Source organism: Sporosarcina contaminans (genome assembly GCF_042679045.1).
Classification (GTDB): Bacteria; Bacillota; Bacilli; order Bacillales_A; family Planococcaceae; genus Sporosarcina; species Sporosarcina contaminans.
The window spans coordinates 1-11,754 of the sequence record NZ_JBHTLT010000015.1 but is presented as its reverse complement, the minus strand read 5'-3'; the positions used below and the strand labels follow the sequence as shown (position 1 = coordinate 11,754).

At 40.2% G+C, this 11,754-nt stretch carries 19 protein-coding genes and 1 pseudogene; all 20 read left to right on the top strand.

Annotated features, from left to right (window positions below; translation table 11 throughout):
• A partial coding sequence (locus ACFQ38_RS02645; RefSeq protein ID WP_381479730.1) for a hypothetical protein occupies positions 1-384 on the top strand: 384 nt, incomplete at its 5' end.
• A gap of 111 nt (positions 385-495) precedes the next feature.
• Positions 496-1,035, top strand: a complete 540-nt coding sequence (locus ACFQ38_RS02640; RefSeq protein WP_381479729.1) for an ERCC4 domain-containing protein — start codon at positions 496-498, stop codon at positions 1,033-1,035.
• Positions 1,036-1,284: a hypothetical protein gene (locus tag ACFQ38_RS02635; RefSeq protein WP_381479728.1), complete on the top strand. Its 249-nt coding sequence runs from the start codon at positions 1,036-1,038 to the stop codon at positions 1,282-1,284.
• Between the two features lie 44 nt (positions 1,285-1,328).
• Positions 1,329-1,721, top strand: a complete 393-nt coding sequence (locus ACFQ38_RS02630; RefSeq protein ID WP_381479727.1) for a sigma factor-like helix-turn-helix DNA-binding protein — start codon at positions 1,329-1,331, stop codon at positions 1,719-1,721.
• A gap of 669 nt (positions 1,722-2,390) precedes the next feature.
• Positions 2,391-2,666, top strand: a complete 276-nt coding sequence (locus tag ACFQ38_RS02625) for a hypothetical protein (protein WP_381479726.1) — start codon at positions 2,391-2,393, stop codon at positions 2,664-2,666.
• A gap of 30 nt (positions 2,667-2,696) precedes the next feature.
• Positions 2,697-2,960: an HNH endonuclease gene (locus ACFQ38_RS02620; protein WP_381479725.1), complete on the top strand. Its 264-nt coding sequence runs from the start codon at positions 2,697-2,699 to the stop codon at positions 2,958-2,960.
• An 89-nt stretch (positions 2,961-3,049) separates the two neighbouring features.
• On the top strand, positions 3,050-3,439 hold the full coding sequence (locus tag ACFQ38_RS02615; protein ID WP_381479724.1) for a P27 family phage terminase small subunit: 390 nt from the start codon (positions 3,050-3,052) through the stop codon (positions 3,437-3,439).
• On the top strand, positions 3,436-5,187 hold the full coding sequence (locus tag ACFQ38_RS02610; protein WP_381479723.1) for a terminase large subunit: 1,752 nt from the start codon (positions 3,436-3,438) through the stop codon (positions 5,185-5,187). The genes ACFQ38_RS02615 and ACFQ38_RS02610 overlap by 4 nt, the downstream gene beginning before the upstream one ends.
• A 14-nt stretch (positions 5,188-5,201) precedes the next feature.
• Positions 5,202-6,371 carry a phage portal protein gene (locus ACFQ38_RS02605; RefSeq protein WP_381479722.1) on the top strand — a complete coding sequence of 390 codons (1,170 nt, stop codon included), beginning with the start codon at positions 5,202-5,204 and terminating at the stop codon, positions 6,369-6,371.
• The gene (locus ACFQ38_RS02600) at positions 6,368-6,940 is read left to right on the top strand and encodes an HK97 family phage prohead protease (protein ID WP_381479721.1); all 573 of its coding nucleotides are present in this window, start codon (positions 6,368-6,370) and stop codon (positions 6,938-6,940) included. Before ACFQ38_RS02605 ends, ACFQ38_RS02600 begins: the two co-directional genes overlap by 4 nt.
• On the top strand, positions 6,933-8,108 hold the full coding sequence (locus tag ACFQ38_RS02595) for a phage major capsid protein (protein ID WP_381479720.1): 1,176 nt from the start codon (positions 6,933-6,935) through the stop codon (positions 8,106-8,108). The genes ACFQ38_RS02600 and ACFQ38_RS02595 overlap by 8 nt, the downstream gene beginning before the upstream one ends.
• A gap of 26 nt (positions 8,109-8,134) precedes the next feature.
• A complete protein-coding gene (locus ACFQ38_RS02590; protein WP_381479719.1) occupies positions 8,135-8,911 on the top strand; it encodes an Ig-like domain-containing protein in 777 nt (258 codons plus the stop codon).
• Positions 8,912-8,930: 19 nt separating this feature from the next.
• Positions 8,931-9,230 carry a hypothetical protein gene (locus ACFQ38_RS02585; RefSeq protein ID WP_381479718.1) on the top strand — a complete coding sequence of 100 codons (300 nt, stop codon included), beginning with the start codon at positions 8,931-8,933 and terminating at the stop codon, positions 9,228-9,230.
• On the top strand, positions 9,223-9,537 hold the full coding sequence (locus ACFQ38_RS02580) for a phage head closure protein (protein WP_381479717.1): 315 nt from the start codon (positions 9,223-9,225) through the stop codon (positions 9,535-9,537). Before ACFQ38_RS02585 ends, ACFQ38_RS02580 begins: the two co-directional genes overlap by 8 nt.
• Positions 9,524-9,889 carry an HK97 gp10 family phage protein gene (locus tag ACFQ38_RS02575; protein ID WP_381479716.1) on the top strand — a complete coding sequence of 122 codons (366 nt, stop codon included), beginning with the start codon at positions 9,524-9,526 and terminating at the stop codon, positions 9,887-9,889. The genes ACFQ38_RS02580 and ACFQ38_RS02575 overlap by 14 nt, the downstream gene beginning before the upstream one ends.
• The gene (locus ACFQ38_RS02570) at positions 9,886-10,200 is read left to right on the top strand and encodes a hypothetical protein (protein WP_381479715.1); all 315 of its coding nucleotides are present in this window, start codon (positions 9,886-9,888) and stop codon (positions 10,198-10,200) included. The genes ACFQ38_RS02575 and ACFQ38_RS02570 overlap by 4 nt, the downstream gene beginning before the upstream one ends.
• Positions 10,200-10,784, top strand: a complete 585-nt coding sequence (locus ACFQ38_RS02565; RefSeq protein WP_381479714.1) for a major tail protein — start codon at positions 10,200-10,202, stop codon at positions 10,782-10,784. The genes ACFQ38_RS02570 and ACFQ38_RS02565 overlap by 1 nt, the downstream gene beginning before the upstream one ends.
• Positions 10,785-10,787: 3 nt before the next feature.
• Positions 10,788-11,141 carry a hypothetical protein gene (locus ACFQ38_RS02560; protein ID WP_381479713.1) on the top strand — a complete coding sequence of 118 codons (354 nt, stop codon included), beginning with the start codon at positions 10,788-10,790 and terminating at the stop codon, positions 11,139-11,141.
• Positions 11,142-11,218: 77 nt separating this feature from the next.
• The gene (locus ACFQ38_RS02555) at positions 11,219-11,347 is read left to right on the top strand and encodes a hypothetical protein (protein WP_381479731.1); all 129 of its coding nucleotides are present in this window, start codon (positions 11,219-11,221) and stop codon (positions 11,345-11,347) included.
• Positions 11,348-11,359: 12 nt separating this feature from the next.
• A pseudogene (locus ACFQ38_RS02550) lies at positions 11,360-11,754 on the top strand (hypothetical protein); the annotation flags it as partial.

Sequence of the window (11,754 nt, the reverse complement as noted above, 5' to 3'; positions counted from 1 at the left end):
GAAATTTACCGGGATGAATCAGATGGACGATTGGCAATAAATAATGCGAAGAAAATTCCGGCAGGAGTTTTAAAAGCTGCTGAACCTATTTTTAATGACATCGATCAATGGTTCAAATCATGGGAAGGTGCGAGCGCTGCTGATATAACCATTCGAAAAGCATTGCACCTATTCTGTGGATGGCAGACGAATGAAAAAATGGGTGAATGGCTTAATGCTGATGAAGATTCGTTAATGCTTCTCCACGATTGGACGGTTACATTAGCAAAAAACGGATGGACGGATCCGTATGACGATTATCGACAGTATGAGAATGAAGAATCAAATTCTATGAAAGTACAATTCTATGAAAAAGCAAAATTATGGGCAAGTCGAAATAAGTAGTTTAAGAGTGTTTATAGGCGTTTTAAGTAGAATGTGAGTATTTACATTCGATAAGATTTAAAAACGATTGTAGGACATGCTACGCACGTCAGAACGGAAGGAGACAAGTAATTGATACGCTACCATTACACAAAAACCGAATTGGACAAAATTTTAAAGACAATGACAATCGTTGTCGATACACGTGAACAGGTAAACGGCCATATACTCGAATATTTACGAAGTAAGGAAGTGCCGATCAAAATTCAAACGCTTAAAACTGGTGATTATTCCGCTATGATTCCTGCCAATCCGGAATTAGGAATCCATCGTGATTTATATCTAAATAGTTGTTTAGAGCGTAAAGCGCACATTGACGAGATAACAGGGAACTTGCAAAAAGATACTCGAACAGCATTTGAAAATGAATTAATCCGTGCAAGTCAAAATCCATTTGTTCTGATTGTGGAGGACAAGAATGGATATGAAAAAATCCTAAAAGGTAAGTACCGTTCGAAATATGACCCGAAAGCATTGCTTGGGACATTGAAAACGTTTGAAGCACGATATAATTTTTCGATTGTTTTCTTGGACAAGTTGTACAGCGGGAATTACATTTACCATCATTTTTATTATCAGATGCGTGAACATTTGAAGCGAGGGGCGTTTTGATTGAAAAAATATACAGATTCTCATAAAAGAGACTTAGCATTAGGTGATTCAGAACGTACTGATAAACCAATAAGATTTATTCCGAAAAAGCATATTTATTGGGAGGATTGGGGGCATATGTGCCTTGTGTTTCGTCAAGGTGTAATTTATGAAGGTATTCAACACTCAGATGGAAATGTTACGGCTGAAAGTCCTGCTTATGGCGTCACTGACTACGTTGATACAACCGAAATTGAAATACTTCACTGATTCAACATTGTGTAATGCAATGTCAAAAGGCAGGTGAGCATGTTTTGTACGAATGGCTGAAAGACTATCAACGGTTAGAACAGGAAATTGCCTATTTGGAATTTAACCTTGAACAGAATGAAGCAGAATTGAAACGATGGGTGCATGGTGATTTAGCTGGCGTTAGATTAACTGCTGATTCAGATGGCGCCAAAGTCGAGGATAATATTGAAAGAATCAAAAGTGATCTTGCCTTCAAACGAGAACAACTTTTAAAGCTAATTGCATTAGTCCAGACATTCAAAGGATTGGACAACCAGATACTAAAAATGAAATATATCAGTGGTTTCACCTTAGAAGAGATTGCCGAAGAGTTGAACTATAGTGAAAGTCATATTCGGAAACGGCATGCTGATCTAATGAGGACGATAAGGTTTGTGGAGGACTATTGTTCGTAGAAGTTATTGAGAAGGAAGGGGTTCCATGAAACGAAAAATTGCTACTCGGAAGTTGAAACGAACTTGTATATATTGCAATAGAAATTTTATAAAAGGTGATGTTTATTATATCAGAAGAATCGTGGTTAAATTTCTTGGGGAGCTTGCTACCGATGAGTATTTATCTTGCGCGCGCTGCAAATATGAAAATGAACGAAAAGGTGCGAGATTAAAAAACTTCATAAAGTCCGGTAAGTGTCGTCATCCAATCACAGAGACAGTATGGACTACTATGGCAGGAGAATATTATGTAAAAGAACCATCACACACGGAGTGTTGCATATGTAGAGAAGTTGTTTAATCGGCAGCATAATCACAATGTTCACTTTCTGTTCACTCATGAAATGTATGTAACCCATTGAAAATATGAAATATTATAAGAGCATAAAGAACCGTGGTTAGCCGTTCTTTATAATTTCCCCTTTTACTCACACTCTCTCACGCTGCGGAAACAGCGCATACAGCAGATCGTCTACTAACACTTGCCCGATTAGAGGCTGACGGATTCACTGTATATTGTGTGAGGTTACCATCTGTACGCAAACCCTAACCGTTGCGGAAACAACGGTACAACGTGTTGTCTTATGTACAGCGTGCAGATGGTTCTTTTTAATAAAATGAGGTGAAGATATGGAAAATCAACAAGTCCAGTGTGATGCATGTCATGAACCTTTCACAATACAACTTAAAGAACGTAAGCATCCAGGAAACATAATTGAAGCATACATTCAGTGTCCACATTGCAAAGAAGAATATATTTCATATGTGACTGATCAATTTGCAAGACGTGAACAGGATGAAGTGCGTAAGCTACATGAGAAGTACATTAAACGTAAAGGTAAGCTTTTTGTTCATATGGAGAAGTTGAAAGCTGATATATTGAGTAAACGTGAGGCATCCGAATAATCGGGTGTCTTTTTGTTTGGAGTGAATCACATGAGTTTCTACAAAACAAAACAATGGATAAAGAAACGTGATCGTATCTTCCGCCGTGATGAGTACCAATGCCGTGAATGTAAACGGTACGGCAAGACAACACCTGCAAACACTGTTCACCATATCTATCCGTTGGAAGATTATCCAGAATACAGACTGACAAACGCCAACCTATTGAGCGTATGCGACAAATGCCACAATACATTTCACGACAGAGTAACAAACGAACTAACGGAAAAGGGATTGAGNCCCCCCACTCCTTAATGTTCGGAATTGAATCCACAGGGACCGGTGAGGGGAGCCTTTTCCAATAGAACGGGTTATTAAATTTTCAAAAGGGGGTGTCAGCATCATTGGCAAAATTATTAACAAAAAAACAATTGAAGAAAAGTGTAGTTGATAACATGAAACACTTGGGTGTTTATCGTGAAAACTATGAACACACGATTGATGTTTATGTCGGGATGTTGGCACAGTACCAGGCTTTTGAAAAACAATTTGAAGAATCGGGTTATCAAATTACTGTAGAGTATACGAATAAAGCCGGTGCTACCAACGATCGTAAAACACCTATTTATTCTGCAATGGAATCATTAAGAAAAGATCTTGCTACATATTCAAATTTGCTTTGTATTAATCCGAAAGCGTTTGAATCAGTAAAAAAACGTGAGGTTCCTGTCCGGAAAAAAGAAACAGAAAAACCACAGTCCAAGTTGGTGCAAGCATTGGGTGAGGATCCGTGAGTGAATTTATTAATCAAGATATAGTATTTGAATATGCCACCTCAATTGTGGAGGGCAAAAAGGTCGCGTGTAAAGAAACGATTCAAATGTGTAAACGGTTTTTTCGTGATTTAGAAAATCCTAAATATGATTTCAATCCTAAAAATGCTGAATTTGTTATTCGGATAATCGAAAAGACATTCGTCCATCAAAAAGGCGAAGATATGCAGGGCTACCCGTTAAGAGGTAAGCCTTTTTTATTGGAACCGTGGCAGAAGTTCACTGTTTATAATTTACTTGGATTCTTCCACAAGGGGACCATCTTACGCAAATATAAAGAAGCGTTTATCATGCTCACACGTAAACAAGGGAAGACACCTTTCATGTCTGCTCTTGCGTGGGGATTAGGATTACTTGAAAGAAAATCGGGTGCTGAAATTATTGTAGTGGGCGCGCAACTGAAACAAGCGATGCAAAGTTTTAATTTCCTTTTGTACAACTTGAAAGAGATGGGGGAAGCCGACAACTTCCGCATCCTCGACAACAACCAAGAACACAGCATCAGCGGCAACCTTGGCGATGGATATATGCGTATTGAAACAATCGCAGGCAATAGTGATCGTATGGACAGTTTGAATACGCTCATTCAAATTTTGGACGAGCTGCATCTTTATAAAAATGCCAGTCAATATAATACGATTCGTGAATCCGGAAAAGCATACCGCAATAGTTTATGTATTGGTATAACCACAGCGGGAGATAACCCCAACAGCTTCTGCTACAACCGCATGAAGTACTGTCAAAAGGTTTTGGACGGAACGGCAAAAGATGAACAGTTATTCGTTTTCATTACAAAGGCTGATGAAGATGAAAATGGAGAAGTGGATTACACAAATCCGATCGAACATGAAAAGGCTAATCCGAATTACAATGTATCGGTATCCGGCCAAGAATTGTTGAATGATGCAATTGAAGCGCAAAACGATCCACAACAAAGAAAAGCATTCCTGGCGAAGTCGTTAAATATTTACACCTCAGCCATGCGCGCGTATTTCAATCCGGACGAGTTTAAAGCATCGAATGATAGTGTGGAAGAGAAGCTGAAACTTAGCGGCTTGACATTGGAAGAGAAATTGAAAGCCTTGTCGAAGCTTCCTATCGATTGGTTTGGCGGAGCGGATCTATCAAAACGTCATGACTTAACAGCCAGCGCGCTTTATGGAAATTACAAAGATATTGACATTGTCATTCCACATGCATTTTTCCCGCGGGTAGCGGCTCATGAAAAGGCTGACGTTGATAATATCCCTCTTTTCGGTTGGGAAGAGGATGGATGGCTCACAATGACCAATAGCCCGATTGTGGAATATCAAGAAGTCGTCAAATGGTACATGAAAATGAAGCGCTTGAATTTCCGCATTAAACAAACCGGATTTGACCGCAAGTTTGGTCGTGAATTCTTCCTGACGATGAAAAAAGAAGGATTCCGCATTGAGGACACTCCACAATTATTCTATCTAAAATCAGAAGGCTTCCGGCGGATTGAAACCAAGGCGAAAGAAGGAAATTTCTATTACTTGGGTTCAGAAGCGTTTCTATATTGTCTCCAAAACGTCCGGGCTGTTGAACAAACGGATGATGCAATCAAATATGAAAAAGTATTAGACACACAGCGCATAGACGTATTCGATGCTGCTGTTTTTTCTTGTATGCAAATGCTTAAGAATCTCGAAAAAGCGGGGAACGCAAGTAAATGGCTGAACAGTTGAAGGTGGTGAAATAAGTGGCGTTTTGGAAAAAGAAAAAAACAAGATCAAAAGTTAGTATTCCCTTTGCATTTGGTGACGTTGACAGCATTGGTTATGTCAGATTATCAGAACATCCCGATGTAGTAATCGCAGTTAATAAAATTGCTGATTTAGTTTCAAATATGACGATTCACCTTATGGAAAATACAGATCAAGGGGATAAGCGTGTACGAAATGGATTGTCACGGAAAATCGATATTGAACCTCATAAAAACATGACTCGAAAAGGTTGGCTATACAAAATCGTTTCCGATCTTTTGTTACATGGTGATGGCAACTCTGTCGTTCATATCGATGTCGATCCATCAACTGGATTGATTAATGATCTAACACCCTTTCCGATGGGATCAGTCGGATACGAGGAAACGAAAGACGGTTACATGATTAATTATAATGGCAATGACTATCATCCAGATGAAGTAATTCATTTTGTAATCAATCCTAATCCTAACTATCCATACAGGGGGACAGGATATCGTGTAGCGTTGCGTGACATCGTGAAGAATCTATCACAAGCCAACAAGACAAAGAACAGCTTCATGAGCGGTAAGTACATGCCATCAATTATCCTATCTGTGGACGCTATGACGGAAGAATTGGCAAGCGAAGAGGGACGGGATAAGATTCTCGACAAGTATGTTAGTGAATCCGATTCAGGGGCAAAGCCGTGGGTTCTACCTGCTGATTTAATCCAAGTACATCAAGTTAAGCCTTTATCGCTAAAAGATATTGCGATTAATGAAGGTGTTGAATTAGATAAGAAAACGGTGGCCGGACTATTGGATGTCCCGGCTTTTTTTCTTGGTGTCGGTGAATTCAACAAGGAAGCTTATAACAATTTCGTTAACACCCGAATCCATTCAATCGGTCAAATCATAGCGCAAACACTTACTCGGGATTTATTGTATGACCCTAAATGGTTTTTCCGATTGAATCCACGAAGTCTCTACAGCTATAACCTTGATGAATTAGTTGGAGCCGGAACACAAATGGTTGACCGTAACGCAATGCGGCGAAATGAGCTAAGGGATTGGGTCGGTTTAGATCCTGATGCTGAAATGAATGAGCTAATCATTCTTGAAAACTATATCCCTGCTGGAATGCTTGGCAGTCAAAACAAATTGAAGGGTGGTGATGATGAATGAAAAAACGACACATGCAATTTACTTCCGATCTAAAAACTCGTGATAGCGAAAATGAAAATGAAGCAATCATTGAAGGTTATTTTGTCGTTTACGACCAAGAAACCGAACTGTGGCCGGGAGCATTTGAAGAAGTCGCGCCAGGTGCTTTTGAATCGAGTTTAAGAGAGTCGGACATTATCGCCCTTGATAATCATGATTCACGAATGGTCTTGGGTAGTCTTTCGAGCGATACATTAGAACTCAAGTCTGATAGTTATGGACTGTGGGGGAAAATCAAAATCGATTTAGAAGATCCAAATGCGAAAAGCGCTTATCGAAAAGTGCAAACTGGAAAAGTCCGCGGCTGTTCCTTTGGTTTTTATCCAACCAAAGAGGAACGTATTGAAAATGATGACGGTACAACAAAATGGCGAATTACTGAAGCTGAACTCTTAGAAGTTTCAATAACTGCTTTCCCAGCATATCCACAGACGGACATCGCAGCACGAAAAAAAGATATAGAAGCTATTAGAAAACAAAAATTAGAACAGCGCAAGAAAGCGCTAAAGGAGAAGATGAAAAATGCCTAATCCAGTATTAATCGGAGCAAAGTTGAACCTAAAACGATCCTCCCTCAAATCTGTGGAGGACAAAATCGTGGAATTACTTACCAAACGAAGTGAACTCGAATCGTCAATTGATGGTGTTGAATCCGAAGAGGATTTAGCAGCAATTGAAGCAAGTGTAAAAGAAAATGATGATGCGATCACGAAAGCAGAAGAAGAAAAAACATCGTTAGAAGAAGAAATTAGTGAATTGGAAAGCGAGCTTGAATCTTCCAACCGAAAAAAACCAAAAGCAGGAGGAAAACGAAATATGCCAAATCAAACAGAAACACGCGATGCAATTAACGCCTTTGTCCGTTCAAAAGGAGAAGTAAGAATGGAAGGATTCAAAACTGTTGATGGCGGAGCGCTTATACCAGAAGAACTGATGCCAGCGCAAAAAGCGCCAGAGGAAACGATTGATTTGAAAAAACTTGTGAATGTACGTCCAGTTAATAGAGGTGCGGGTAAATATCCAGTAATCAAAAAGTCCGGTAGCAAAATGGTTTCTGTTGCGGAACTTGAACAGAATCCGGAATTGGCAAAGCCGACTATTTCCGAAGTCGCTTATGACATTGAGACATACCGTGGTTACATTCCAGTATCGCAAGAAGCGATTGACGATGCGGACTACGACATCACGGGTCTTATCGCTGATGAAATTGCTGATCAAGAATTGAATACAACTAATGCGGCTATTGCAGCAGTATTAAAGTCTGCTCCTCCAAAATCAGTAACTGGATTGGACGGATTCAAGGCTGTATTCAATAAAGACATCAAAAAAGTTTACAACGCGAAAGCTGTTATTTCTGCTTCCTTGTATAACGAGTTGGACACGATGAAAGACAAAAACGGGCGATATTTACTACAAGATGACATTACGGTAGCATCTGGTAAACGTCTATTTGGTAAAGAAGTAGTCGTATTGGATGACGATATGATTGGCGAGAAAGATGGTGACCTTGTTGGATTCGTTGGAGATCCTAAAGCGTTCGCCACATTCTTTAATCGTAAACAAGCATCCGTCAAATGGGTAGATCACAACATTTACGGTCAATTGTTGGCTGGTTTCATCCGATTTGATGTTGTGGCCACTGATACAGATGCAGGATTTTACGTAACATTCACACCGGACGGTGGCTCGGGGGAGTAAATCCCCCAGTAGTTGATGTTACAGGTGTGTCAGTGTCGCCAAAGACATCAACAGCAGAAGCTGGGGCATCAGGTAGCAGACAACTAAACGTTACCGTTGAGCCGGAAAACGCAACTAATAACAAGGTAACTTTCGCTATTGATAATGCGGAAGGGTTAACAGTATCAAACAACGGTAAAATCGAGTGGACGGAAAATACGCCATCGGGAGAGTACAAAACAACGATAACAACTGTGGATGGTGGATTTACTGCAATTCATACTCTAACGTTGGAAGAACCGGAGCAAGAAGGGGTAATCATTCCAAGAGAACTTGAATTGCTCAAAGGCACTACAGAGCAGTTGTCTGCACAGGAATCAGTTAGATGGCATTCGGCAAATGAAGCTGTATTAAGTGTGGATAATAGCGGACTTGTTACAGCTAATGATGTAGGAGTGGCAGAGGTAATCGCTACGACTAATGGTGGCAAGGAAGATCAGATCACTGTTGTTGTTTACCAAACGGAAGAAACTATTCTTGATCCAGATGATAGAGTTGCCCCGACTACAATTACGTTAGAGCCAAGTGAGCATACACTTCCCGAACTTGGAGTTAATAAGCTGCTAAAAATACACATTGAGCCACCTAACGCTATCACAGATGTTGAATGGTCCATATCCGATGAAAATATTCTTATTTTCCGTGATGATTTAGGCGGTCGGGGATGGGTGCAATCCAGACGTCCAGGAACTGCAACGGTCACGGCAAAATCAACTGCAAATGGTGTGGAAGGCACAGCTACCATACATGTTGTAAATGGATAAGTCGGGGGAGGGATAATGTGTGATTGAATCTGCGTTAAAAATTGTTAAAGCAAGGCTGGGTATCACATCTAATGTCCGTGATTTTTATTTACAGGAAATCATAAAAGGAATTGTAGAAGAGTTAAAAGCACAGGGGCTGTCGTTAAATAATGACAGCTCTTTACATTTAATGTTTGTAGCAGACTATGCTGCTTGGCGATACCAATCTGTGGGAGATTCACAGTTATCGGCAGCAAGGGTAACATTGCCCATGCCTCGGCATTTGCAGTTTAGGTTGCACAATTTAATTATCAATCAAGCGGGTGGACGTAATGAGTAATTGGGATCAAGAGTTGGTTTTGATAGAACAATTCTTCGAAGAAGATGAACTTGGAAATCAAATACCCACAGTTACGCGAAGAGAAGTCCTTTGTAAGAAAAAATCAGTTGGCAGAACGGAATTTTATAGTGCTGCCAATTCTGACATGCGACCCGAAATAGTTCTTGTCGTCCACACATACGAATATCAAGGTGAACGAAAAGTAGAATTTGAGGGACATCAATATTCTGTGCTGAGAACATACTCAGAAAACTTTGAGGAACTTGAACTGACATGCGAAAGGGTGGGCGCTGATGTCAAAAGTTAAAATCAGCGAAATATCTACTGCGATCGTAAGACATCTACAGGAATACACAACCGAAGTCGAAGAAGGTCTTGAAAAAGAAAAGGAAAAGGCAGCTAAAGACGGCGCTAAGACCTTGAAAGCCACAAGTCCCAAAGGCCCAACAGGCAAATACGCGAAGGGGTGGCGCGCTAAGAGGGATGGCAAAGCGTGGGTGATCTACAATGCTACACGTTATCAACTCGCCCACTTACTTGAAAAAGGTCATGCGAAACGTGGTGGCGGTCGTGTTCCTGGTAAAGTCCACATTGCTCCTGTGGAAGAACAGGTAATTGATCAGTTTGAAAAAGGTGTAGAGAAGGTGATTCGGGGATGACATTAGCGGAATTAAAAAAACTTTTGAGGGCTACGGGTTTTCCTGTGGCCTATTCGCATTTCAAAGAAGCGAAGCCAACGCCGTTCATTACCTACCTTGTCACTTTCTCGCCCAATTTTCACGCGGATAACAAAACCTATCACAAAATTAATGCGGTTGATATTGAACTATATACCGACAAAAAAGACTTAGCTGCAGAAGCAGTTCTTGAAAAGATTCTTGACGATAACGAAATTCCTTATGAATCAGATGAAACATTCATCGAATCTGAACAGTTATTTCAAAAAATATATGAAGTGAGGTTATTTTAATGGCGAACAAAGTAAACTATGGATTAAAAAATGTCCACTACGCTCCAATCACAGAAACAGATGGCGAAATTAAGTACGGCACACCAATTCGCATTCCAGGAGCTGTCTCATTAACTCTCGATCCACGGGGAGACTTGGCGGAATTTTACGCTGACAACATGCTCTATTATTCTTCTGCATCTAATGACGGATATGACGGAACATTGTCCATCGCAAACATTCCAGAGCGATTTGCAATCGATGCTCTTGGTGAAGTGAAAGACGAAGATGACGGTACATTGACTGAAAAAGCGGATGCTAAACAACAACCATTTGCTCTTATGTTTGAGTTTGATGGCGATAAAAAAGCAACTCGTCATGTATTGTATTATTGCACAGCTAACCGTCCGACAGTGTCCGGAGAGACAACTACAAATACAAAAGAACCACAACCAAACGAATTGACGTTTATTGCGTCAGCTCGTCATACGGATTATGCCGTAAAAACGAAAACAACTACTGAAACATCACCTGCTGTATATGATGCTTGGTATACGAAAGTTTACGAGAAAACTGCTGCATTGCCGGAGCCAGGGGAGGAATAATAAATGGAAAAAACACTGACGATTGATGGAAGACAGGTAACATTCAAATCTACAGCTGGTACGCCGAAGCGGTATAAAGCTCAATTTGGTAACGACTATTTTGCGGATATGCTTCGACTCTATAGTTTGTCAGCTCTCCAAAATTTAGATCCAGAGAATATGGATTATGAAGCTATTAAAAACTTGGATTTGGAAGTGTTCTACAACATGCTGTGGGCGATGGCGAAAACTTATGATTCAACAATTCCAGATCCACAGACATGGCTTGATGAATTCGATGAGTTTCCTATCTTCGAAATCATTCCAGAAGTACAAGAAATGATTACAAAAAACCTTCAAACAAGTAAAAAAAAATAAATGACAAGAAGAGTTCGGGTGAACCAATCACCTTGGACTCTTTTCTTTTTATGTGTAAACAGGTAGGACTCGACCGATTGGACATGGAGGACATGACAATCGGAGGATGCCTTGATTTTATCGACGAATACATCGACATGAAGAATCCGGATCGCGACAAAAACCAAGTGAGACAAGCAGAACAAGCAGACTTTGATAACTTCTAAGGTGGTGAGGTGATGTCTAAAAGGATTAAAGGGATAACGATTGAAATTGACGGTTCTACGACTGGTTTACAAAAAGCCTTAGAGGATGTCAATAAAAAGTCCAATAGCGTTACTAAGGAATTACGCGACATTGATAGGTTACTGAAATTCAGTCCTGGAAACACGGAGCTCGTTGCCCAAAAACAGCGCTTGTTGGCTGAACAAATTGAAAACACAAGCGAAAAATTGAAAAGGTTGAAAGATGCTCAAGCGGATGTTGATAAGCAATTTGCAGAAGGCAAAATCAATCAAACACAGTATGATGCGTTCCAACGAGAAATAGTAGAAACCGAATCTAAATTAAAACATTTTGAAACCCAACTCGCATCGTCTCAATCCAAATTAAAAGCATTTGGCGATTCAGCAGT

What these genes read in the sequence shown, in the direction of transcription:
- ACFQ38_RS02580 (WP_381479717.1), top strand. Translation starts at nt 9,223, where the DNA reads ATGAGTAATTGGGATCAAGAGTTGGTTTTGATAGAACAATTCTTCGAA.
- ACFQ38_RS02565 (WP_381479714.1), top strand. Translation starts at nt 10,200, where the DNA reads ATGGCGAACAAAGTAAACTATGGATTAAAAAATGTCCACTACGCTCCA.
- ACFQ38_RS02570 (WP_381479715.1), top strand. Translation starts at nt 9,886, where the DNA reads ATGACATTAGCGGAATTAAAAAAACTTTTGAGGGCTACGGGTTTTCCT.
- ACFQ38_RS02600 (WP_381479721.1), top strand. Translation starts at nt 6,368, where the DNA reads ATGAAAAAACGACACATGCAATTTACTTCCGATCTAAAAACTCGTGAT.
- ACFQ38_RS02625 (WP_381479726.1), top strand. Translation starts at nt 2,391, where the DNA reads ATGGAAAATCAACAAGTCCAGTGTGATGCATGTCATGAACCTTTCACA.
- ACFQ38_RS02560 (WP_381479713.1), top strand. Translation starts at nt 10,788, where the DNA reads ATGGAAAAAACACTGACGATTGATGGAAGACAGGTAACATTCAAATCT.
- ACFQ38_RS02575 (WP_381479716.1), top strand. Translation starts at nt 9,524, where the DNA reads ATGTCAAAAGTTAAAATCAGCGAAATATCTACTGCGATCGTAAGACAT.
- ACFQ38_RS02595 (WP_381479720.1), top strand. Translation starts at nt 6,933, where the DNA reads ATGCCTAATCCAGTATTAATCGGAGCAAAGTTGAACCTAAAACGATCC.